This is a genomic window from Lacinutrix gracilariae, from assembly GCF_042684485.1.
Taxonomy (GTDB): domain Bacteria; phylum Bacteroidota; class Bacteroidia; order Flavobacteriales; family Flavobacteriaceae; genus Oceanihabitans; species Oceanihabitans gracilariae.
In genome coordinates this window covers 172,971-195,123 of record NZ_JBHULM010000011.1, presented here as the reverse complement: position 1 = coordinate 195,123, position 22,153 = coordinate 172,971, and the positions used below count along the sequence as shown (strand labels likewise).

General features: G+C 30.8%; 24 protein-coding genes. 13 read left to right on the top strand and 11 right to left on the bottom strand.

What is annotated here, in order from left to right:
• Positions 1-6 precede the first annotated feature (6 nt).
• A complete protein-coding gene (locus ACFSSB_RS08130) occupies positions 7-1,413 on the top strand; it encodes a sulfatase family protein (RefSeq protein ID WP_379903012.1) in 1,407 nt (468 codons plus the stop codon).
• A 59-nt stretch (positions 1,414-1,472) separates the two neighbouring features.
• Positions 1,473-3,311: an arylsulfatase gene (locus ACFSSB_RS08125; protein WP_379903010.1), complete on the top strand. Its 1,839-nt coding sequence runs from the start codon at positions 1,473-1,475 to the stop codon at positions 3,309-3,311.
• A 159-nt stretch (positions 3,312-3,470) separates the two neighbouring features.
• Here ACFSSB_RS08125 and ACFSSB_RS08120 read toward each other — a convergent pair whose 3' ends face one another.
• Positions 3,471-4,568 (bottom strand): formylglycine-generating enzyme family protein, encoded by a 1,098-nt coding sequence (locus tag ACFSSB_RS08120; RefSeq protein WP_379903008.1) that lies wholly within the window; start codon positions 4,566-4,568, stop codon positions 3,471-3,473.
• Between the two features lie 596 nt (positions 4,569-5,164).
• Here ACFSSB_RS08120 and ACFSSB_RS08115 point away from each other — a divergent pair.
• The 4 genes from ACFSSB_RS08115 (at position 5,165) to ACFSSB_RS08100 (ending at position 8,575) form a co-directional block, all read left to right on the top strand.
• On the top strand, positions 5,165-5,935 hold the full coding sequence (locus tag ACFSSB_RS08115) for an MlaE family ABC transporter permease (protein WP_379903006.1): 771 nt from the start codon (positions 5,165-5,167) through the stop codon (positions 5,933-5,935).
• 3 nt (positions 5,936-5,938) lie between these two features.
• A complete protein-coding gene (locus ACFSSB_RS08110; protein WP_379903004.1) occupies positions 5,939-6,718 on the top strand; it encodes an ABC transporter ATP-binding protein in 780 nt (259 codons plus the stop codon).
• 17 nt (positions 6,719-6,735) lie between these two features.
• The gene (locus ACFSSB_RS08105; RefSeq protein ID WP_379903002.1) at positions 6,736-7,722 is read left to right on the top strand and encodes an MlaD family protein; all 987 of its coding nucleotides are present in this window, start codon (positions 6,736-6,738) and stop codon (positions 7,720-7,722) included.
• 85 nt (positions 7,723-7,807) lie between these two features.
• Positions 7,808-8,575, top strand: coding sequence for an RNA polymerase sigma factor (locus ACFSSB_RS08100; protein WP_379903000.1), 768 nt, complete (start codon positions 7,808-7,810; stop codon positions 8,573-8,575).
• A gap of 57 nt (positions 8,576-8,632) precedes the next feature.
• On the opposite strand, the gene ACFSSB_RS08095 is transcribed toward ACFSSB_RS08100, so the two are convergent.
• From ACFSSB_RS08095 to ACFSSB_RS08050, 10 genes are all read right to left on the bottom strand, one after another.
• Complete coding sequence (locus tag ACFSSB_RS08095; RefSeq protein WP_379902998.1) at positions 8,633-9,097, bottom strand: pyridoxamine 5'-phosphate oxidase family protein; 465 nt, start codon at positions 9,095-9,097, stop codon at positions 8,633-8,635.
• Positions 9,098-9,137: 40 nt separating this feature from the next.
• Entirely contained in the window at positions 9,138-9,644 is a 507-nt protein-coding gene (locus ACFSSB_RS08090) for a nicotinate-nucleotide adenylyltransferase (RefSeq protein ID WP_379902996.1), read from the bottom strand.
• An 89-nt stretch (positions 9,645-9,733) separates the two neighbouring features.
• Positions 9,734-10,642: a mechanosensitive ion channel family protein gene (locus ACFSSB_RS08085; protein ID WP_379902994.1), complete on the bottom strand. Its 909-nt coding sequence runs from the start codon at positions 10,640-10,642 to the stop codon at positions 9,734-9,736.
• A gap of 10 nt (positions 10,643-10,652) precedes the next feature.
• Complete coding sequence (locus ACFSSB_RS08080; RefSeq protein WP_379902992.1) at positions 10,653-10,949, bottom strand: chaperone modulator CbpM; 297 nt, start codon at positions 10,947-10,949, stop codon at positions 10,653-10,655.
• Between the two features lie 2 nt (positions 10,950-10,951).
• Positions 10,952-11,845 (bottom strand): DnaJ C-terminal domain-containing protein, encoded by an 894-nt coding sequence (locus tag ACFSSB_RS08075; RefSeq protein WP_379902990.1) that lies wholly within the window; start codon positions 11,843-11,845, stop codon positions 10,952-10,954.
• A complete protein-coding gene (locus ACFSSB_RS08070) occupies positions 11,846-12,058 on the bottom strand; it encodes a hypothetical protein (protein WP_379902987.1) in 213 nt (70 codons plus the stop codon). It abuts the gene before it with no gap.
• A gap of 82 nt (positions 12,059-12,140) precedes the next feature.
• On the bottom strand, positions 12,141-12,815 hold the full coding sequence (locus ACFSSB_RS08065) for an ABC transporter ATP-binding protein (protein WP_379902985.1): 675 nt from the start codon (positions 12,813-12,815) through the stop codon (positions 12,141-12,143).
• Complete coding sequence (locus ACFSSB_RS08060; protein ID WP_379902983.1) at positions 12,815-14,077, bottom strand: ABC transporter permease; 1,263 nt, start codon at positions 14,075-14,077, stop codon at positions 12,815-12,817. The genes ACFSSB_RS08065 and ACFSSB_RS08060 overlap by 1 nt, the downstream gene beginning before the upstream one ends.
• Positions 14,077-15,156, bottom strand: a complete 1,080-nt coding sequence (locus ACFSSB_RS08055) for an efflux RND transporter periplasmic adaptor subunit (RefSeq protein WP_379902981.1) — start codon at positions 15,154-15,156, stop codon at positions 14,077-14,079. The genes ACFSSB_RS08060 and ACFSSB_RS08055 overlap by 1 nt, the downstream gene beginning before the upstream one ends.
• Complete coding sequence (locus ACFSSB_RS08050; RefSeq protein ID WP_379902979.1) at positions 15,153-15,551, bottom strand: hypothetical protein; 399 nt, start codon at positions 15,549-15,551, stop codon at positions 15,153-15,155. Before ACFSSB_RS08050 ends, ACFSSB_RS08055 begins: the two co-directional genes overlap by 4 nt.
• 370 nt (positions 15,552-15,921) lie before the next feature.
• Between ACFSSB_RS08050 and ACFSSB_RS08045 the strand changes: the two genes are divergently transcribed.
• From ACFSSB_RS08045 to ACFSSB_RS08015, 7 genes are all read left to right on the top strand, one after another.
• Entirely contained in the window at positions 15,922-16,770 is an 849-nt protein-coding gene (locus ACFSSB_RS08045; RefSeq protein WP_379902977.1) for a universal stress protein, read from the top strand.
• Positions 16,771-16,785: 15 nt separating this feature from the next.
• Positions 16,786-17,628: a universal stress protein gene (locus ACFSSB_RS08040; protein ID WP_379902975.1), complete on the top strand. Its 843-nt coding sequence runs from the start codon at positions 16,786-16,788 to the stop codon at positions 17,626-17,628.
• Between the two features lie 10 nt (positions 17,629-17,638).
• Positions 17,639-18,472, top strand: a complete 834-nt coding sequence (locus ACFSSB_RS08035; RefSeq protein ID WP_379902973.1) for a universal stress protein — start codon at positions 17,639-17,641, stop codon at positions 18,470-18,472.
• Positions 18,473-18,498: 26 nt separating this feature from the next.
• Positions 18,499-19,329, top strand: coding sequence for a universal stress protein (locus ACFSSB_RS08030; protein WP_379902971.1), 831 nt, complete (start codon positions 18,499-18,501; stop codon positions 19,327-19,329).
• Positions 19,330-19,344: 15 nt separating this feature from the next.
• On the top strand, positions 19,345-20,187 hold the full coding sequence (locus ACFSSB_RS08025; RefSeq protein ID WP_379902969.1) for an ATP cone domain-containing protein: 843 nt from the start codon (positions 19,345-19,347) through the stop codon (positions 20,185-20,187).
• A 12-nt stretch (positions 20,188-20,199) separates the two neighbouring features.
• The gene (locus ACFSSB_RS08020; RefSeq protein WP_379902967.1) at positions 20,200-21,573 is read left to right on the top strand and encodes an MBL fold metallo-hydrolase RNA specificity domain-containing protein; all 1,374 of its coding nucleotides are present in this window, start codon (positions 20,200-20,202) and stop codon (positions 21,571-21,573) included.
• A 111-nt stretch (positions 21,574-21,684) separates the two neighbouring features.
• Positions 21,685-22,134, top strand: a complete 450-nt coding sequence (locus ACFSSB_RS08015) for an Hsp20/alpha crystallin family protein (RefSeq protein ID WP_379902965.1) — start codon at positions 21,685-21,687, stop codon at positions 22,132-22,134.
• Positions 22,135-22,153: the final 19 nt, after the last annotated feature.

The window sequence follows — 22,153 nt, the reverse complement described above, 5'->3', positions numbered from 1 at the left end:
AACAGAATGAGAATTAGTGGGTTAAAACTTAGTATTCTTTTAGGTATTGCATTAGCGATCTGTTCTTGCAATGGCACAAAAAAAGAACCTGTAGCTGGAAAAGAGGTTGTAAGCCAACAAAAAGAAACAAGACCAAACATCATTTTTATTTTTGCAGATGATTGGGGTTATGGTGATTTAGGCGTGTATGGAAATACAGAAGTCGCAACGCCCAATTTAGATAAAATGGCTGCTGAAGGCACACGATACAGTCAGTTTCACGTGACAAGTGGAGTGTGTTCTCCAAGTCGAGCGTCGGTTTTAACAGGTCATTTTCCGGCAAGACACCGTGTTCATGCTCACTTTGCAGGAAACGAAGTTAATGCCAAACGCAATATGCCTAATTATTTAAACGATTCCCTTCCGGTTTATCTACCGCAAACCTTACAGAAAGCAGGTTATAAAACGGCACATTTTGGGAAATGGCATTTAGGCGGTGGCGGTAAACCTCATGGTGATCCTTCAGCACCAGAACCGAAAGGCTATGGTTATGATGAAACAAGAGTTTGGAACGGCAATGGGCCCACTTGGAAAGGCGATCAAAAATGGCCAACCACACGATTTATGGATAAAGATACCCTTTGGGTACAAAGTTCAAGCAGAATAGCTGTAGATGAAACCATAGATTTTATAAAGGAGAATAAAGGAAAGCAACCCATGTTTGTCAACCTTTGGTTAAAAGATCCGCATACACCGTTATGGCCTTCCGACGCACAACGCGAACCGTTTAAAGGCTTGTCACCAAGCAAAGAAACCTATTATGCGGTTTTAAAGGATGCCGATTATCATATAGGACGCTTATTAGACTCTATTTCAGAGCTAGGATTAGATGAGAATACACTAATTATCTTTTCAAGCGATAATGGTCCTGCAGGATGGGGACCTTCTAAAGAAGCGGGTTCTACAGCAGGTTTAAAAGGACGAAAAGTAGATATCTTTCAAGGTGGTGTGGTGGTGCCTTTTATTGTAAAATGGAAAAATCATGTTGAAGAAAATAAGGTAGATTCTACTAGTGTGCTTTCCACTGTAGATTTATTACCAACCTTTGCCAGTTTAGCGCAAACCGAATTACCAAACGATTATCCAATTGATGGAGAAAATATCAGTTCAATTTTAGAAAACAATAGTTTTACAAGAACAAAACCCTTATTTTGGGAATGGCGTTTTCCTAGAGAAAATACCAATCATTGGGCACAAGGCGCTGTTAGAAAAGGCGATTGGAAACTGTTGTTTAACGACAAAATAAAAAGAGAAGAACTCTATCATATTTCTGAAGATCCAAAGGAAAACAATAATGTTGCTAAAGCGAATCAACAAGGTGTTGATGCACTTAAACAACTTTGGTATGATTGGAAAAAAGAACTTCCGGAATAACTAAATAACGCTTAAAAATAATTTAATAACACCATAGACTTTCAAAAAATAGTATTGAAATGAACAAAAAAATAATAGTATTAATGGCGCTTATGGGATTTGCATTTTCATGTACCTCTCAATCGACAAAAACAGTGACTAAGAAAAAATCAAAACAACCTAACGTCATTGTAATTATAACCGATGATCAAGGTTACGGCGATCTTGGTGCTCATGGTAATACCTTGGTAAAAACACCAGCATTAGATGAGTTTCATGACGAATCTGTAAGGTTAACCGATTTTCATGTTGGTCCTACTTGTGCGCCTTCTAGATCAGGTTTAATGACCGGAAGATATGCTAATAGAGTAGGCGTTTGGCATACCATAGGTGGCGTGTCTATTTTAAGAGAAGATGAGGTGACTATGGCTGAGGTATTTCAAGAAAATGGCTATGAAACCGCGATGTTTGGAAAATGGCATTTAGGAGATACTTATCCTTCTAGACCGCAAGATAAAGGGTTTGAATACACCATAACACATGGTGGAGGTGGTGTTGGCCAAACACCAGATTATTGGGATAATGATTATTTTGATGATACTTATTTTAAAAATGGCGTGCCTACAAAGTATGAAGGTTACTGTACTGATGTGTGGTTTGATGAGGCGATAGATTATATTGAAACACATAAAGACCAACCGTTTTTCACCTACATCTCTACAAATGCACCACACTTACCTTATAATGTTCCTGAAGACTATTATAACCAATACAAAGATTTAGATATTCCTGAGTTTCAAAAAATATTCTACGGAATGATTACGAACGTGGATGATAATTTTGCGAAACTTCAGAAGAAATTAGAAGACTTAAACATCGCAGATAATACCATTGTTATCTTTATGACCGATAACGGAACCGCTTCAGGGTATAAGAAAGTTAAAGGGCAACTTTACGGTTATAATGCAGGAATGAAAGGTACAAAAAATAGTGAATATGAAGGTGGACACCGCGTACCATTCTTTATTAAGTATCCAGAGAAAAATATTGAAGGCGGAAGAGATGTTAAGGCACTTACGGCACATTTAGATATTTTACCAACCTTAGCGACTTTATGTGATTTAGAATTGCCAGAGCGCCAAAAAGAAATTGATGGTTCAGATATTTCAGCACTTCTTTTAGGAGAAAAAGACAGCATTGGAAGAGACTATCTTATTACAGATTCACAACGTGTGCAGAGTCCTATTAAATGGCGAAAAAGTGCTGTGATGTCAGACAAAATGCGATTGGTTAATGGGAAGGAATTGTATGATGTGTCTAAAGATCCAGGGCAAGAGAATGACTTAGCCGCACAGTTCCCAGAGAAGGTAGAACAAATGCGTGGATATTATAACGAATGGTGGAGTTCTGTTTCAACAGAATTTAACCAGTTTCCAATTATCGTTTTAGGGTCAGATCAGCAGAATCCTATTGAATTAACCTGTCATGATACGCATGTGCACGATTCTAAAATTCCATGGAATCAAAATTATATCAGAGAAGCACAAAAGAACCCAATAGGAGGTGAGTTTACCGTAGCCTTTGAGCAATCGGGAACCTACACCATTGAATTAAGCAGATGGCCTTTTGAAGCTGATTTAGCCATTAATGCAGCTGTTGAAGGTAAGGAAGGTACTATTTCTACTGAAGCTATTGCAGCAGGAAGAACCATGAATTTTAAATCTGGTGGTGTAAAAATTGGCGCTTGGGAGCAAACAAAAGCTATAACTAAAGACGCTAAAGTGATTAGTTTTATGGGGAACTTTACCAAAGGAGAAACCGATATGAGTGCATGGTTTACAACCGATGAAGATGAAGATTGGGGCGCTTTTTATATGAGAGTCACTAGAGTCTCTAAAGACTTTTCTTTAATAGATTAGTCGCGGATTATATAATAAAACATAGGTGGTGTTACACATCACTTTATGGAATAAAAAAAAGGGAAAGTTTACTTTCCCTTTTTTTAGTGTTATACCTTAAATAAATAAGCTTTAATACGGATTCGTAGTTAAAGGTTTTGTCATAGATATTCGAGTTTTTTATTCTTCAGACTTCAACATGTCTGGCGTAGCAACGGTTCTAAAGCCCATATGATCCGATCCAGAATCCATAGAAACACCCATTTTAGCCGAAATTCTAAAGCTTGCACAGTACGAAGCATGACATAAAAAAGAACCTCCTTTCATCACGTGTTCTACTTGATAAGGATTGTTCGGGTTAAAATGCTTTTCAGCTCCTTTAGGATTTACAATAGGTTGAGAACTATCTAATTCCTTATAATAGTTTACATTAAAAAAGTCATTCGTAATTTCCCATACATTTCCAGCCATATCATATAATCCAATACTATTTGCTGGATAAGACTTTACAGGCGAAATAAATTCAAAACCATCTTTAGAATCATTTTTAGTCGGAAAAACACCTTGCCACGTATTGGCATTAGCATCTAAAACCGCAGGATTATCTCCCCAAGTAAAAATGCTGTTTGCATTTGTGCCTTGTGCAGCAGATTCCCATTCGGCTTCCGTTGGTAAACGTCGGTTAGCCCATTCGCAATACGCTATAGCATCTTGGTAAGCGACATGCACTACAGGAAAGTTGTCTTTACCTTCAATAGTAGATTCCGGACCTTCTGGATGTCTCCAGTTTGCTCCCGTTTTCCATGTCCACCATTGTCCGTAGTTTTCCATATTTACAACAGCATTTACATCTTTATTAAAAATAAGACTACCAGGTTGCAGTATAGAATCATGAGGTTTTGGGGTGTTAGGAGGTAATTCTTTTTTCATTTCTTCCCAATCAATCTCGCGTTCAGCAATAGTAATATAGTCTGTAGCCTCTACAAAGGCTTTAAATTGCTTGTTGGTAACTTCTGTAGCATCTATAAAAAAGCCATCTACAGTAACCATATGTGCAGGTTTTTCTCTAGGCATAGCATATTGGTCTGTGTCTTTTGCGCCTTGTAAAAATGTTTTTTGTGCTACCCAAACCATACCTTCAGGAGCTTCAATTTGTGCTATAGGTTTTGGCACAGAGGTTTGGCTTTCTTTTTTGTTTTTACAGTTAGAAAGGGTTGTAAAAAGTAATAAAGCTAGAGCAAAATACGCTAATTGCTTTTTTATGTTTTGATGGTACATGTTGTTTTATGTTAAATATAATTAGTTGTAATTTTGTTTTGTTAGCAGTAGCCTGTATATAAAAATAATGATGTGATTTTAAATATAAACAGTGCGCTTCATTTATTATTTCAAAGTTAAATTTTAAAAAGCTAAAACAAATAGTTAAAGCATCTTTTTTATTACAGAAATTCAATAGTTTATCCCTTTGTAATAAGTTTTGTTTTTTCTGCAATTTTATTTGTCTTTATTCAAGTTTATACCTTTTTTTTAAAGTAATAAAGTCTCAAAAATTGAAAATAATTATCCTGATAAATGTTTTTCTTTTTACACTTATGCTCCTTACAAAAATGTGATTTTTTTTCCACTAAATAAGCGGTTTGTTAAAATAATTTCTATCAAATGACACCAACTATTTTTTTGTCTAAAATTGGTGTTTATCTCTTTTAAAATGATGAAGTTTTTAAGAAAAATTTTTAAAACCTTTTTATGTATTTAAGTTCCTTTCTTCTGTAGTTCTTAATCTTTGTGTTTTTCTTTCCTAAAAATATATTCTATGATTTATATCCTTATTAAAGTGCTATTTTCTTACTATATTTAGAATTAAATGTTTAATAATGAGTAGTTCAAGTGGTTTTAAGTCTTTTTTTGTAGAAATAGGTGAGCTCTCGCTATTTGCAAACCGATTTTTTAAAGAGGTATTTACACGACCTTTTGAAGGTAAAGAACTAATGAAACAGTGTTACCAAATAGGTAATCGTTCTATTTTGTTAGTTGCAGTTACAGGATTTATTATTGGTTTAGTAATGACCATACAAACTAGGCCAACTTTAGAAGGTTTTGGAGCAGAATCTTGGATGCCTTCTATGGTTAGTCTTTCTATTATAAGAGAAATAGGTCCAGTAATAATAGCTTTAACTTTTGCAGGCAGAATAGCTTCTGGTATAGGTGCTGAGTTGGGTTCTATGCGTGTAACAGAACAAATTGATGCCATGGAAGTTTCTGGAACAAATCCGTTTAAGTTTTTAGTAGTTACTAGAATTGTTGCAGCAACCCTTATGTTACCTCTGTTAGTGCTTTTAGGTGATGCAATTGCGCTTTTTGGATCTTATATTGTAGAGAATATTAAAGGAGAAGTTTCCTTTGTGCTTTATTTTAATAAAGTCATTAAAGTTCTAGAGTTTAGTGATCTTTTACCTGCAACGATTAAAACCTTTTTTTTCGGATTTGCAATTGCGCTTGTTGGATGCTTTAAAGGCTATAATTGTAAAAAAGGAACGGTTGGTGTAGGAGCAGCAGCTAATTCTGCAGTGGTATTTTCTTCTATGTTATTGTTTATTATAGATTTTATAGCCGTTTTTGTAACAGATATTTTTATTGATCTTTAAGCTATGCACACAAAACAAAATATACAAAGACCTTCTAATGGTACTCGAGAAAAGTCGATAATGTTAGAAATTAAAGACTTAAAGAAAAGCTTTGGTGACAATCATGTTTTAAATGGTTTTAATTTAAAACTGTTTGAAGGCGAAAACCTAGTAATCATGGGTAAATCTGGTTCTGGTAAATCGGTAATGATTAAATGTTTGGTTGGTTTATTACAAGCAGATTCAGGTACCATTAAAATAATGGATCATGAAATTAATACTTTAAATCAAACCGATTTAGATACACTAAGAACAGAAATAGGTTTTTTATTTCAAGGTAGCGCTTTGTATGATTCAATGACTGTTAGAGAAAACTTAGAGTTTCCATTACGAAGACATAAAAGTAAATTAAATAATGCAGAAAATATAGATAAATTAGTACACGAAGCACTTGAAAATGTAGGCTTAGTACACGCAATAGACCTCATGCCAGCAGAGCTTTCAGGAGGAATGAAAAGACGTATTGCATTAGCTAGAACTTTAATTTTAAAACCAAAAATAATTTTATATGATGAACCAACAAGTGGTTTAGACCCTATAACCTCTAAAGAAATTATTGAGCTTATGCGAAACGTACAAAAACAATATAAAACCTCTTCGCTAATAATAACACATGATGTAGACTGTGCTCGTGTAGTTTCAGAACGTATTATATTACTAGTAGATGGTGTTAATTATGCCGAAGGTACTTTTAATGAATTGGCAAGCTCAACAGATGCGCAAGTAAAAGCCTTTTTTAAATAATTAAAATGTAGCATATTATGGATAAAACAAAAAATCAAAAATTAAGATTAGGAGTCTTTGTTATTCTTGGGTCGCTACTTTTTATTGCTGCCATTTATTTTATAGGAGCGCGTAAAAACCTATTTGCAAAAACTTTTATTGTATCGTCTAATTTTAAAAATGTAAATGGATTAATGCAAGGTAATAACGTACGTTATTCTGGTATTAACGTAGGAACTGTAAAATCTATTTCCATGATTAACGATTCTACCATCAATGTAAGCATGCTTATTGAAGAAAAAATGATGAACCATATCAAAAAAGATGCTATCGCAACTATAGGGTCTGATGGTTTGGTTGGTAATATGATAGTAAATATTATACCAGGAGAAGGTAGTGCAGCTGTTGTAACCTCTGGTGATACTATTGCATCTTATTCAAAAATAGGAACCAATGAAATGTTGAACACCTTAAGTACAACTAATGAAAATGCAGCATTGCTTACCTCTAAGTTACTAAATATAACCAATGCCATAACAAGTGGTAAAGGTACTTTAGGTATGCTTATTAATGATACTATTGCTTCTTACGAGTTAAAACAAACCATTCATTATTTAAAATTAACAAGTTTAGAGGCTAATAAAACCATGAAGGAAATTAATGGTATTGTAGGATCTTTAGATGTAGATAATAGTGTTGCTAGTGTTTTACTTAGCGATTCTATTCAAGCACAAAAAGTAACCAAAATGATAACGAACTTAAATCAATCTAGTGAAGATATTAAAAAAGTTATAGATAATTTAAACGAAACAATAACAGGTTTTAAAGAAGGTGAAGGTGCTTTAAATTATATAACCGAAGACAAAGAACTTGTAGAGAGTTTAAAAGAGTCTATAGAGAATATAAATGAAGGAACAGATAAATTTAATCAAAATATGGAAGCGTTAAAGCATAACTTTTTAACGCGAGGATATTTTAGAAAACTAGAGCGTCAAGCAAAAAAAGAAGCAAAAAATGAAAATTAAAAAAGAGCTGTTTCGTGCTTGAATATGACTTTTGTCATTTTTATTGTAAGTAGTGTTTATTAATTTTAAAGTAAATACTACAATTATGAAAACAGATATTAACTTTTATACAAATAAAAACGAGTATCGTTTATTTGTAAAACAATCGTACTCTAGTCTTATTCAACTAAAAAAGGAAGGAGATAAAAAAGCCTTCAATGATTTAGTTTTAAAAATATTACCAACCTTAAGAAATTATATTAACAGAGGCTTACATGTTTTTATTAGTAAAGGAAATTTTTCTAAAGGAAAATATAAAGCAGATGATATTATAGATCAACTTTTTATTGAAATTTTTGATCATATTGAAGAAGTAGAAAAAGAAGATGATTTTTATGCTTGGCTATATTTAAAAATAGACGAATTAATGGAGGATATTCAAGTAGAAGAAGAATTTAATGATTTCTTTTTTAAGAATATTGATACCTATTCAAAACCAGAATGGGATGAAATGCAAGAAAAATATAGTACAGATGGCGATGGTGATTTGATGTTGATTGAAGAGTTAGATGATATTTCATATAATCATAACGATTATGATTTAAATGCTGTATTTATAGAAGACAATGAAGTAGAATTTATAAGTACCATAGATAAAAAATTAAATGAAGACACCGTAAAAAAACACACTGCTTTAGTGCTTCATAATTTACCTTATGCAATGCGTCATGTTTTTGAGTTATTTACTAATGAACACTTGTCTTTAGAAGAAATAGCATTAATTAAAAAATCTACATTAGAAGAAGTAAAACAGTTGCTGCAAGATGCAAAACAAGCCTTGCAAGTGAGTTTGTTTAATAGATATCTTAATTAATATAGTTTGTAGATTGAATAAAAAAAAGGAGCTAATTATTAGCTCCTTTTATCATTTTTACGCTTTTTCATTTAAGCGTTTTTTTCCTGTTATTTCATTGATTTTTATAATAAAAACAGCAGGAATATCATCTTTGTAAATTTTGCTAGAAAAATCACTAATAAAATTAGCTTTACTTTGCTCTTTCTCCAGAATAATATCTTTAATACCTAAAGAAAATTTATGAAGATACGCTTTGGCATCACTAGCAAAATGCTGTTCAAAAGTACCATGAACTAAAACAGATTTCCAATTGGTAACGCTATCTACATCAGAAACAAGTAGTGAAATAGTTGGGTTTTTTCGCATGGAATTCATTTTATGTCCATCTCCAGAGTAGCATATTATAGCGTTAGATTCTTTGTCAAAAAAATACGTTATAGGTACCACAAAAGGCTTGTTGTTAAAGATATAACCAAGTTGTCCTATATAGTTATTCTCTAAGATGTAGTCGATTTCTTTTTTTTCTAAATTTTTAAACATAGCCTTTTGTGTTAATTAATAGTTGGGTTTATTCATTGTTTTATAGAAAATTACCAGCATCATCTAATTTTACTTTAATACGTTTGTCTCCATTTGTTAAAGTAAGTTTGTACCTTTTTGTACTGTTTCCGCTTTCAAAATAATTTACTAAATATAGGTCTTTTGTAATTTCCCATTCTGGAAATCTTTTAGAAACTGCATGAACAACAGCTTTTGGTAAATCAATACCTTTATATTTTTCAGCTGTTCTTAAAATGGTTCCTTTACCATCATAAGTTGCAAGTATTTTTCCTTCCGGAATAAAAAAGTATACATCATAAAATTCGTATTCATCTGTATAAAAATCTAATGTTTTAACATCAAAGTTTGCTACTTTAAGTTCTAGCTGTTCAACAGGAACGGCTAAATCTCTTCCTTCTGTACTACTTATGTACTTGTAATTGGTATTTACTAATACAACTTCATCTAACATGGTAGGTGCTGGATCTTGGGCATACAATTGGATGGTAAGTCCAAAAAACAATAAACCAATAATTACTTTTTTCATAATAATAAAATTTAAATTAATAATAGCTTTGCTATAAGCTAAGATTAATAAATGATTAATACTATGATAATTATCAGTTTTAATAGGATTTAAGTGTTTTTGTTTTTTATATCTATCTGTATTTCAGGTGTTTTTATTAGTTCTATGGTTTCTGATGCTAAAACAACTTTGCCGTTTGTAGCTTCTATTTCTTTTCTTATACTATCATTTAATAGATGTTTGGTATGTCTTCTTTTTTTGTAATCAACAATATATCTTAAATTAAATTTTACCCAATTATCAGTAAGTGTTGTTGCTAATGTTGGGTCTAGTATAGCGTCTTCAATATAATATTTTTTTACCACACTTTCCCATTGATTTTTAGATGCTTTCGTGTAATCTGCGAGAATGTTTTTGGCTGCATTAATAATTATAGACTTTGCAAGTTCTATGTCTGAGCCATATCTGATGGGTAAATTAAACTCATCCCAAATGAATGGAAAATCTTGTGAGTAATTGTAAACAGGTCCTTTAAAAACAAATGCATTACTAAGTTTTACAATTCTGCCAGTATAATTATCACTATCTACCCATTGACCAATTTCCATCATTGTAGTGTAAATACTGTCTACATCAATAACATCACCTTTTATTCCGTTAATTTCTATCCTGTCTCCTGGTTCATACACTTTAACAACAAAGATATATACAGAACCTGCAATGCTTAAAATTAGCTCTTGTAGTGTAAGTGCTAATCCTGCAGAAAGTAAACCAAGAGTTATGGTGAAATCTTTTATGCTACCTGTAAAATATAGAATAGTGATGGCTGCTATAGTAAAGTAACCTAGTATTTCTATTCCTTTTTGTGACTTATATCTTACGGAAGTATTGCTTATTTTTTGTTTTAAAAATTTTCTAATAAACTGAAGACACAGCAATATAAATGCGATTACTACAAGGTATTTAATAATACTTTGTATAAGAGGATATTCTTGAAGCCATTGCTGTATTTGGTTCATTTTTGTTGGTTTATAAGTCTTCGTAAAGCCTTAATTTGTTATGAAGTGTTGTTACCTCGTTTTGTAGGTTTTCAACACGTTGTAATAAATTATATACGGCATCTAGTCCTTCTAAATTTATATTTAAGTCATAATGCAAACGTATCATTTTTTCTACCTCGTTAATTTGTGTTGTTTTTATATAATTTACATTATCAGAAACTACAATTTCTATTAATTCATAATCTTGTAATTCATTAATAAAAGTTGGCGGTACGTTGTAATGTGTACACAGGGTTTTTATAGAAATTAAATCTGTTACTTCCATGATTATCTTAGTTTTTGAAGTTGCTTAAACAATTCTTTCTCCTTTTCTGTAAGCTTAGTAGGTGTTTTTAATTGATAGGTTATATATAAATCGCCAAATTGACCTTCTTTTTTATATTTTGGGAATCCTTTTCCTTTTAGCTTTACTTTTGTTCCGTTTTGTGTTTCTGGTTTAATGGTTAGTTTTACTTTGCCATTAAAGGTGTCTACCATTAAGTCGCCACCAAGCATTGCAGTATATAAATCTAAATCTACATTGGTGTATAGGTTGTCTTTATCTCTTTTAAACTTAGAGTGGTTTTTAATTGCAAACTGTATGTATAGATCTCCATTTGGTCCACCATTAACTCCTTTTCCTCCATGACCTTTAATTTTAATGGTTTGTCCGTTTTCTACTCCTGCAGGAATAGTAATACGTATGTTTTTATTATTTACGGTAAGTGTGCGTTTGTGATCTTGGTACACATCTTTAAGTTCTAATTGTAACTCTGCATTAAAATCTTGCCCTTTAAACCTTGCGCTTCTTTGGCCACGACCAAAATCTTGACCACCAAACATATTACCAAATATATCTTCAAAATCTTTTTCGCTATAGTTTCCAGATTGCCTTTGGTAAGTTCTTTGTTGCTGCTGTTGCTGTTGCTGTTGTTTTGCTTGTTCATAGGCTTCGGCATTTTGCCAATGCTCACCATAGGTATCGTATTTTTTACGATTTTCAGCATTACTTAACACCTCATTAGCTTCATTAATTTCTTTAAATTTTTTTTCCGCTACTTTATCATTAGGGTTTAAGTCAGGATGGTATTTGCGTGCTAATTTTCTGTACGCCTTTTTTATGTCTTTTTCTGTTGCAGTTTTAGGTATACCCAACACTTTGTAATAATCTATAAAAGCCATTTATTTTGATTTATGTGTTTTTATATGATGTTGTAATTCTTGTTTTAAAGTTTGTAAATAATCTTGTAAAATAGCCAGGTTTATTTCAGGATGCTGTTTAGAAGGAATGGTTATTGGTTCTTCTTGTAAAAAAGCATATAATTCTGGGTAATTTGTTTCTATATTATTAGTTAGCTGCGTGATTTGCGTGAGTAATTCTTGTGTTGTTTTCATGCCTTTACCTTTTTTATATCTATAAATTTACAAATTAAATTAGAGAATTTAAATGATTATCTTTCATTTAAACAGCTTGTGTTTAGGGTATTATCCTGCCGTCTTCCATTGTGATAATTCGGTCTGTGCGTTTTGCAAAATCTTCATCATGTGTTACTATTAATAAAGATAAATTTTGCTCAACACTCAGTTGTTTAAAAATATTAAACACATTGTCTGCGTTGTGGCTATCTAAGTTTCCTGTAGGTTCATCTCCCATAATTATAGAAGGGTTGTTTATAAGCGCTCTTGCAATGGCTACACGTTGTTTTTCTCCTCCAGAAACTTGCGAAGCTTTTTTGTGTGCCAAATGTTCTATGTTTAATATTTTTAGTTTTTGAAGTGCATTTTCTTCAATTTCTTTCAGGCTTTTTTCTCCTAATTTTTTAGCAGGAAGCATGACATTTTCTAGAACACTAAACTCTGAAAGCAAATAGTGAAACTGAAACACAAAGCCAATATGCTTGTTTCTTATATGCGATAGTTTTTTTCTGCTATCACCAGATAGTAAATCGTTATTTAAATACAAATTGCCTTCATAGTCTGTATCCATAGTAGATAAGATATACAAGAGTGTAGATTTACCACAACCAGATTTTCCCATTATAGAGACAAATTCTCCTTTTTTAATTTTAAAATTAATATCCTTGAGTACATGAAAAAGTACTGGTTTTTTAAAGTATTTGTTGATATTTTTTGCTTCTAAAACGGTTTCCATTATTGGCCTCTTATAATTTTTACGGGATCTATTTTTTTAGCTTTTTGTGATGGTAAGTAACCAGCAAAAAAAGTGGAAATTATGGCAAAGACAATTCCTATAACATAAAACCAAACATCAAAATTAATAGGATAGGTTTCAACGGTTGGTAAAGCGTCGGTTTTAAAAGGAATTGTGCTAATTATATTGGTAAAAATCAATCCTATTAATAATCCTAAAACTCCTCCAATTATACCAATTATCATAGCTTGACTCATAAAAATATACTGTACATCTTTACCAGAAAAACCTATTGCTTTTAAGATGGCAATGTCATTCATTTTTTCATAAATAAGCATGTTTAAAATGTTGTAAATACCAAATCCAGCTACTATTAATAGGGTTATAGAAACTGCGTAAGTAATAAGGTTTCTAATTGTTGTTCCTGTTTCAAACTGTGCATTTGCGGTATTAATATCTATGGCAGTTAAATGAAATTGTTTTTCAATTTTTTTAGATAGTAAAAAGGCTTTGTCTATATCAAATAGCTTAACGTTAATATCTGTTATATAATTTTCAGCTTCTCCTAAAATACGCTGTACTGTTTTTAGGTTTACAAAACTTTGAATTGCATCAATATCTGCTACACCACTTTGGTAAATACCAACAATTTTTAAAGGGAATACATCTCCTTTTATGGTACTGATTTGTATTTTGTCTCCTAGTGTTAATGCCATTTTTTTTGCAATACCAGAACCTAGTAAAATACCGTTTTCGGTATTTTTAAGTTTTTCAGGAGAACCTTGTATAATGTAGTCTCTAAAGTTAAATAATCTAGCTTCTTCTACTGGTTGTATTCCTGTTAAATTACCTGCTATTTCAATAGAACCTGCTATATAAAATATTTGAGATTTTATTTGTGGTATGGCACCTTTAACTTCTTCCTTTTTGTTTAAAAAATGAATAATAGGTATGGCATTGTGTATTTTTTTCTGACTTAATTTAGGTTTGATAGAGTGTACTACATTAAAACTGTTTTTAAAGTCATCATACAAAGAAATGGGTTGCTGTTTAGAGGGTTCTATTTCATTGTAGATATGTATATGTGGTGTTTGGTTTAAAATTAAATCGTCTAACATCGCATTTAAACCTGTCATAAAACTCACCAAGGTAATATAAGCGCCAATACCAAAAGTTACACCTAAGGCAGCAATAGCTGTTTGCTTAAATTTAGTAAGCAAATGTGTTTTAGCAATGTTTAATATGATGGTCCAGTTTACCATTATTCGGGTTTGTATATATAGGTGTCTTTAGTAATTCCGCTTATAACTTCAATAAACTCCATGTTTTCTAAACCAGTGGTAATGGTTGTTAAACCTTGGTCTGTTTTTACTTGGTTGTTGTTAATTAGGTAGTTTTTAGGTATGGTTAATACTTTTTCTTTTTTAGATATAACTATATTGGCTTCGCCTGAAAGCCCAGGATATATTATTTCTGGCGGATTTATAAAAACAGCTTCTACTTTAAAGGTTTGGTTGCGTGTGTCTTTTTTAGGGTAAATTTTAGATACTTTTCCTTGTAAAACTTCACCACTATAAGCATCTAGTGTTATTAAAACTTCTTGGTTTTGTGTTATTTTTACAATATCTACTTCATCTACCAATAACTCAATAATAAAAGTACCAGCACTACCAATAGATGCTATAGGTTCCATGGTGTTTACTAATTCGCCAGTTTCTTTGTAAAGCGCATAAACTTTTCCGTTTATAGCACTTTTTACTGTAAAATCTTTCGTGCTAATTAATGAAGTTTGATAGTTGTTGTACGCTTGTTTTAAACTAGTGTTTAATTGGTTTTTAGTTTGGTTGTATTTGTTTTTAAGTAGAGTTAAATTGTTTTTAGATAATTTATAATTTAACTCTTTTGCATCAAACTCTGCTTTAGAACCTATGTTTTGATTCCAAAGATTTTGTTGTCTAAAAAAGTGAATAGAATCGTTTTTGTATTTTAGTTTAGCAGCTTCAATTTCATCTTTTATTCCAGATAAAATAGTAGCGCTTCCTTGGTAGTTTTCTTTGGCTAATTCTAAAGATAACTTAGCATTTTTAGTGTTTAGTACAGGAGTGTTATTTATTATTTGCGAAATAGCTTGACCCTTTTTAACGAGTGTACCTTCTTCAACTACATTTTTTTCTAAAATACCAGCAACAATAGCATAGGCTTGGTATAAACTATCGGGTTGTATGGTTGCAGAAGAGTATACAGATTCGGTTAAGTTTTGCTCTGTAGGTAAAATTTTATCACTTGTTTTATTACAAGATAAAACAAGAATGAAAATAATAATTAGATAGTGGTTTTTCATGCTTTTTTTAATTCTATTTCTAGTTTGGCTAGCATAATTAATTCTGATTTGTTTCTTCCAGAAAAACTACTAGCAATAGCATTTGCTGTTTGTAAAATTAAGTTTGTAACTGTACTGGTGAATAAATGTTTTTCTTTGTTTTTGTAGCGTATAAAATCTTGATACAGTACTTCTGGATCTTGGTTATTTTCTTTGTGTAACCTGTTAAATGTATTCGTGATTTCTTGTAAAGCATCTGTGTCAAATAAAGAAACAGATAGCCATTGTGTTGTAATGCTATTTTTTAAAACTAGAATTTCATTGCTTTCTACTTTTTTGTCAGCAGCAGCTATTGCGTAAAATAGACTTCCTACGTTTTTAAAAAATAAGGAAGTGAAGTTTTTATTCTTTCCCATAATTATATTCTAGTTTCATGTACAAGTTAATGATTTGTTGATTAACAAATCATGATAAAAATCAGTTAAAAGGTATTTAGTTAAAAAATATAAATTTTTGATAGAAATAAGTAAAACCTGACAAATGTCATAGTTAATGGTTTTATTATCAGGTATATTTATAATGTAATTTAAGGAGTATATGTTGAAAGACATTAATTAAATTACGTGCTATTAGTCAATAAAAAGCCAAATGAAAGTTTGGCTTTTTTAAAAACAAGATGAATGCTGTTTTTTGCTTTAATGATATTTGTCATATTTTTTTAAAGGGAACTATCGTATTTTTAACTTGTTCAATTTAAGGTGTTTAATGTAAATAAAAGTTTTAGTTATGGTTAAAATATTGATTCCAACAGATTTTTCAGATAATGCAATGAATGCAATTAAATATGCATTAGAATTTTTTAAATATCAGAAAGCAGAAATTTATTTCATGCATGCTTATGAAGCAGAAGTTTATAACCATGAAGAATTATTAAGTAGAACAGATTTTAGTCATATTGTAGAGCGTGTTAAAAAGCAATCTGAAGATAATTTAGAAAGTTTATTAAGTAAGGTTAAAGAAATTTCACCAAATCCAAATTTTCAATACCATACCGTTTCTGCCTATAACTCTTTGCTAGATGAAGCAGATTTATTAGTAGATGGTAAAAATATAGATCTTGTGGTAATGGGAACGAAAGGGAAGTCTAATAATAGCCATCTCACTTTTGGTAGTAATACCTTACAGGTTTTAAAATATGTACAATGTCCTGTATTGGCTATTCCAGAAAATTACCAATACCAACAACCTAAGCACGCATTGTTTCCTACCAATTACTTAATACCTTACAAAAGAAGAGAATTAAAATTGGTGTGTGATTTACTTACTCCATACCGAACAAAAATAGATATGTTATACGTGTCTAAAACCAATTCTTTATCGTTTAGACAAGAAGATAATAAAACTTTTATAGAAGAAACCGTTTGTAAAAACAAGCTTAGTTTTTATACTACAAACAATAAGAAAATTGACAGCGCTATTAATACTTATGTAGAAGACAATAAGGTAGATTTTCTTATTATGGTAAATACCCAACACTCTTATTTAGAGAATATCATATTTCAATCTACAATAGATAAAATTAGTTTAAAAATAGCAATACCATTATTGGTTTTGCAAAACTTAAGACGCCAATAACTAAAAATATAGGTCATGAAAAAAATACTATTACCAACAGATTTTTCAGAGAACGCAATGAATGCTATTACTTATGCATTAAAGTTGTTTACCCATGAGGAGTGTACCTTTTATATTTTAAATACATACACTCCTATAATTTACCAAGCAGAATATTTACAGCTTAGTACAGCACAGTTTGGTTTGTTAGATACTGCAAAAGATATTTCGTTAAAAGGCTTAGCAACCGTAAAAGAAAGTATTGATAAAAAGTTTATAAACCCAAAGCATACTATTAAAACCATTTCTGTTTTTAACAATTTAATTCCAGAAATGGAATCGCTTATAGAGCGTGAAAATATAGATTTAGTAATTATGGGAACGCAAGGAGCATCTAATATACAAGGTGTGTTGTTTGGTTCTAATACAGTACATGTTTTTAAAAATATAAAAGCACCAGTTTTAGCAGTGCCTAGCGCATTTGAATTTGAGCCACTACATCAAATTTTATTTCCATCCGATTATGAGGTGAATTTTCAAGAAGAACAAATAATGACATTGGTGTCATTAGCTGCTAAGTATCATGCTAATGTAAATGTTTTACATGTGAATTATGGCGAAGAACTTTCAGAAAAACAACAAAAAAACAAACAAAAGTTAGAAACTTATTTTAACCATGTTTCTCATTTGTTTCATGATATAAAAAATAATAACGTAGTAGATGCTATAAATGATTTTCAGAAAAAAACGAATGTTAACCTATTGGTAATGATTAATAATAAACATTCCTTTTTTGAAAACTTATTTTTTCAATCTAAAATAAACCAAATAGGGTTTCATTTAAATATTCCTTTCTTGGTTATTCCTTCAAAATTATAATTAAAAATAAATGAAATTAAATATTTTATTACCTACAGATTTTTCAGATAATTCCTGGAGCGCTATAGTATATGCTTTAAAACTATATGCTAATGCTTCTTGTGCTTTTTATTTATTGAACAGCACAGAAAATGATAGAATAAATAAAAGAACCCATATTACAGGTCATTTTTTAGAAGAGCTAGAAAACAAGGCAACCAAAGAGTTGCTTGCCTTAAAAGAACAAGCTATAGAGGCAAACGCTAATGAAAATCATGATTTTGAAATTATTGTAAGTTCAAAAAAGTTAACCAAAGCTATAGCTGAAAGTATTGAAGAATTTGCTATTAACACAATAGTAATGGGAACACAAGGAGATGCTAAAAAAGAAAATGTTTTTTTTGGTAGCAATACTGTATCTGTTTTAAAAAACATACACTCTTGTCCTGTTTTGGTAGTGCCAGATGAGTTTGATTTTGAGAAGCCAAAGCATATCGCTTTTCCTACAGATTACAATCGCTTTTATAAAGATAAAGAACTAGAAGTATTAAGAGATTTGGCTGAGTTGTATAATTCTTCAATTAATGTGGTGCATATTGAAGAAAAAAAAGAACTAAGTGAAGTGCAGCAATACAATATTAGTAAGCTTGATGTGTATTTGAAAGAGTTTGAACACAGCTTTCATTGGATGCCTAATTATGCTAAAAAAACAACAGTAATAAATGACTTTATTGAAGAGTTAGATATTAATATACTAGCAATTGTAAATTACAAGCACAGTTTTGTAGAAAACATAATAAAAGAACCAATAATAAAAAAAATAGGCTATCATCCTATAATACCTTTTTTAGTAATACCAGAATAATTTTATATCTTATAATAAAAAAAACAATGAGCAAAAATATTTTACTTCCTACAGATTTTTCAGATAACGCATGGAGCGCAATTGCATATGCCTTAAAACTTTATGAAAATGAAAGCTGTACTTTTTATTTTATAAACTCTTTTAAGTCAGGATCAGCATCTATGTCTAGTTTGTCTAACAAATTATCACGTGTAATGAAAGAGTCTGCCCAAAAAGATATGCTAGAATTAAAAAGAAAAGCTAGAATTGTAGACACTAATGAAAATCACAATTTTGAAACTATTTTAAGTTCAGAAAGTTTATTAGAAGCTATACATACAGTAACCACAACCCATAAAATAGATATGGTAGTAATGGGAACAAAAGGAGCATCAAAAGCCAAAGAGATATTTTTTGGTAGTAATACTGTAAATGTTTTAAATAGAATTAAATCATGTCCTGTTTTAGCTGTTCCAGATGCGTATAGTTTTGTTACTCCTAGCCAAATAGCTTTTCCAACAGATTATAATAAAGAATATACAGACAAAATATTAGGTCCTATTAAATCCTTAAGCAAGTTACATTCTTCTAAAATTAGAATATTACATATTCAAGAAGAAAAAGAACTGTCTGAAACACAAAACACAAACATTAAAAATTTAGAAGATGATTTAGCAGGTTTTGATTATAGTTTTCATTGGATGCCTGGTTATGACCAAAAAACTTCGGTAATAGTAGACTTTATTAAAGAGTTAGAAATTAATATTCTCGTGTTGGTAAACAATAAGCATAGTTTTATTGAAAATATCATAAATGAGCCTGTTGTAAAGAAAATAGGTTTTAGTCCTATAATTCCTTTTTTAGTTATACCAGAATAATATAAAACGTATACTATGGGTAATACAGATGTCAATATCATAAAATCTTCAGGAGAAAAGGTAAAGTTTTCTTTAGATAAATTGCGAAACTCCTTACAACGTACAGGAGCAAGTAAAAACTCGGTAAATAAGATTTTAGATGTTGTTAGAGATGAATTATACCAAGGTATATCTACCAAAGAAATTTATAATAGAGCATTTGCATTACTAAAAAAAGAACATGGTCATTTTGCTTCTAAATACAAACTAAAAAAAGCAATATATGAACTTGGACCAACAGGATATCCTTTTGAAAACTTTATAAGTGCTATTTTAAAATACACTGGTTATGAAACAAGCACAGGAGAAATTGTACAAGGAGATTGTGTTAAGCATGAAATAGATGTATTAGCACATAAAAATAATACTACCACAATTGTAGAGTGCAAGTTTCATGGTGAGCAAGGACTTAAATGTAATGTAAAAGTACCATTATACATCAATTCAAGGTATATAGATGTAAAATCACATTGGAATAAAAATAAAAATAAAACTACCCAACTTACTGCAGGTTGGGTAGTAACAAATACACGTTTTACAGAAGATGCTCTGCAGTTTGGTACATGTGTAGGATTGCATTTACTAAGTTGGGATTACCCAAAAAACGAAGCCTTAAAAGATAAAATAGATAGCTTAGGTCTGTATCCTGTTACAGTGTCTACGTTGTTAACAAAAAGAGAAAAACAGTTTCTGCTAAGTCGCGATGTGGTGTTATGTAGAGATTTAATAAATGATGTTTTCTTTTTAGATCATTTAGGTATTTCTGAAGTAAGAAAAGTAAAAATTTTAAAAGAGATAAAAGCCTTATGTGATAATTAAAACCAAAAAAGGATGTTAGATTATGCTACAGTTAGATTCTTAGGAGCTGCAGGAACCGTTACTGGTTCTAAATTTTTATTAGAAGCTTTTGGTAAAAACATACTTATAGATTGTGGTATGTTTCAAGGAATAAAAGATTTGCGCGAACGCAACTGGAATAATCTACCAATTACAGTTGAAAACATAGATATTGTATTGCTAACACATGGTCATTTAGATCATGTTGGTTATTTACCAAGACTAGTACAACAAGGTTTTAAAGGCAAAATAATTGGCACAGCACCAACTTTGGCCATTGCAGAAATTATATTAAAAGATAGCGCAAAAATTCATGAAGAATCTGCAGAAAAGGCAAATAAAGAACAGTTTTCTAAACACCATCCTGCGCTTCCTTTTTATACTGTTAAAGATGCAGAAAAAACCATTCTACAATTTCAAGTAGAAATACCAGGTAAATGGATTTTATTTACCCAAGATATCTCTTATCGTTTTCAGTATAACGGACATATCATTGGAGCAACTTTTATAGAATTAGATATTCACGGAAAAAGATTCGTTTTTTCAGGAGATATTGGTAGAACAGATGATTATTTGCTCAATGATCCTAAAAAACCAGAATGGGCAGACTTCTTGTTTATTGAAAGCACCTACGGAAATAAATTGCATCCAAAAGAAGATGTAGAAGCCATTCTAGCAGATATAATAAACCAGACCATACATAAAAGAGGAAATTTAATTATACCAAGTTTTGCTGTAGAGCGCTTGCAAACACTTATGTATATGCTCTGGAAACTTTACAAAGAAAATAAAATACCTAATATTCCTATTTTTGTTGATAGTCCTATGGGAAATAACGTTTTAGAGGTTTTTAATCGTTTTCCTAAATGGCACAAACTATCTCCTTCAGACTTTAATGCCATGTGTAATCATGTAAATATTATTCAATCTTACAAAGAAACGTGGCAAACCATTGATGATAAGCGTTCAAAAATTGTTATAGCAGGAAGTGGTATGGTTACAGGAGGACGCGTTTTAACCTATCTACAACAACTCATAGATGTGTCTTCTACAACCGTTTTGTTAGTTGGCTATCAAGCCGAAGGTACCAGAGGAAGGCAATTGTTAGAAGGAGCACATGAAATTAAATTCTTCGGAAAATACTATCCTGTAAAAGCTACAATTAAAAACATAGATAGTCTTTCGGCACATGCAGATCAAAACGATTTAATAAACTGGATGCGTGGCATTAAAAATGTTCCTGAAAAAGTATATTTAATTCATGGAGAACCTACAGCGTTAGATGCTTTTCGAGTGAAAATTAAAGATACATTTAATTGGAATGCGACTATTCCTAAACTTTTAGATGTAGAAAAAAACAGCCTTTAAAATTTAGTAAAATTTTAACACAAGTAACTGATTTTTATCATGTTATTCGCGTGTTTCATTTTGTATCTTACATAGTGTAATTAATTGTTTAATCCATAAATAAATACAACTATGTCACTTATTAAATTTAACAACAGAAACAGATTATTTCCATGGAATAATGATAATTTAAAATCATTTTTAAATTCAGATAATTTTTTTGATAATGATTTTTTAGATGATGAAAGTCTCATGCCTGCAATGAACGTAAAAGAGCATGATAAAGATTTTGAAATAGAATTTGCAGCACCAGGATTTAATAAAAAAGATTTTGATGTTACCATAGATGGAGATATACTTAATGTTTCTGCCGAAAAAAACACAAATCAGGAAGAAAAAGAAGAGAACTATACACGTAAAGAGTTTAGTTATAGCTCTTTTAAAAGATCTCTACAATTGCCAAAAACGGTAAATACAGAAGAAAAAGTTAAGGCTACCTACAATGATGGTATATTAAAACTTAATATTTTAAAAAAAGAGGAAGAAAAAGGAAACTCAAAAAAGAAAATTGAAATTCTTTAATACACACAATACAGGCAGA

Coding starts and splice junctions, on each gene's coding strand:
- ACFSSB_RS08130 (WP_379903012.1), top strand. CDS start 7: ATGAGAATTAGTGGGTTAAAACTTAGTATTCTTTTAGGTATTGCATTA.
- ACFSSB_RS08125 (WP_379903010.1), top strand. CDS start 1,473: ATGAACAAAAAAATAATAGTATTAATGGCGCTTATGGGATTTGCATTT.
- ACFSSB_RS08120 (WP_379903008.1), bottom strand. CDS start 4,568: ATGTACCATCAAAACATAAAAAAGCAATTAGCGTATTTTGCTCTAGCT.
- ACFSSB_RS08115 (WP_379903006.1), top strand. CDS start 5,165: ATGAGTAGTTCAAGTGGTTTTAAGTCTTTTTTTGTAGAAATAGGTGAG.
- ACFSSB_RS08110 (WP_379903004.1), top strand. CDS start 5,939: ATGCACACAAAACAAAATATACAAAGACCTTCTAATGGTACTCGAGAA.
- ACFSSB_RS08105 (WP_379903002.1), top strand. CDS start 6,736: ATGGATAAAACAAAAAATCAAAAATTAAGATTAGGAGTCTTTGTTATT.
- ACFSSB_RS08100 (WP_379903000.1), top strand. CDS start 7,808: ATGAAAACAGATATTAACTTTTATACAAATAAAAACGAGTATCGTTTA.
- ACFSSB_RS08095 (WP_379902998.1), bottom strand. CDS start 9,097: ATGTTTAAAAATTTAGAAAAAAAAGAAATCGACTACATCTTAGAGAAT.
- ACFSSB_RS08090 (WP_379902996.1), bottom strand. CDS start 9,644: ATGAAAAAAGTAATTATTGGTTTATTGTTTTTTGGACTTACCATCCAA.
- ACFSSB_RS08085 (WP_379902994.1), bottom strand. CDS start 10,642: ATGAACCAAATACAGCAATGGCTTCAAGAATATCCTCTTATACAAAGT.
- ACFSSB_RS08080 (WP_379902992.1), bottom strand. CDS start 10,949: ATGGAAGTAACAGATTTAATTTCTATAAAAACCCTGTGTACACATTAC.
- ACFSSB_RS08075 (WP_379902990.1), bottom strand. CDS start 11,845: ATGGCTTTTATAGATTATTACAAAGTGTTGGGTATACCTAAAACTGCA.
- ACFSSB_RS08070 (WP_379902987.1), bottom strand. CDS start 12,058: ATGAAAACAACACAAGAATTACTCACGCAAATCACGCAGCTAACTAAT.
- ACFSSB_RS08065 (WP_379902985.1), bottom strand. CDS start 12,815: ATGGAAACCGTTTTAGAAGCAAAAAATATCAACAAATACTTTAAAAAA.
- ACFSSB_RS08060 (WP_379902983.1), bottom strand. CDS start 14,077: ATGGTAAACTGGACCATCATATTAAACATTGCTAAAACACATTTGCTT.
- ACFSSB_RS08055 (WP_379902981.1), bottom strand. CDS start 15,156: ATGAAAAACCACTATCTAATTATTATTTTCATTCTTGTTTTATCTTGT.
- ACFSSB_RS08050 (WP_379902979.1), bottom strand. CDS start 15,551: ATGGGAAAGAATAAAAACTTCACTTCCTTATTTTTTAAAAACGTAGGA.
- ACFSSB_RS08045 (WP_379902977.1), top strand. CDS start 15,922: ATGGTTAAAATATTGATTCCAACAGATTTTTCAGATAATGCAATGAAT.
- ACFSSB_RS08040 (WP_379902975.1), top strand. CDS start 16,786: ATGAAAAAAATACTATTACCAACAGATTTTTCAGAGAACGCAATGAAT.
- ACFSSB_RS08035 (WP_379902973.1), top strand. CDS start 17,639: ATGAAATTAAATATTTTATTACCTACAGATTTTTCAGATAATTCCTGG.
- ACFSSB_RS08030 (WP_379902971.1), top strand. CDS start 18,499: ATGAGCAAAAATATTTTACTTCCTACAGATTTTTCAGATAACGCATGG.
- ACFSSB_RS08025 (WP_379902969.1), top strand. CDS start 19,345: ATGGGTAATACAGATGTCAATATCATAAAATCTTCAGGAGAAAAGGTA.
- ACFSSB_RS08020 (WP_379902967.1), top strand. CDS start 20,200: ATGTTAGATTATGCTACAGTTAGATTCTTAGGAGCTGCAGGAACCGTT.
- ACFSSB_RS08015 (WP_379902965.1), top strand. CDS start 21,685: ATGTCACTTATTAAATTTAACAACAGAAACAGATTATTTCCATGGAAT.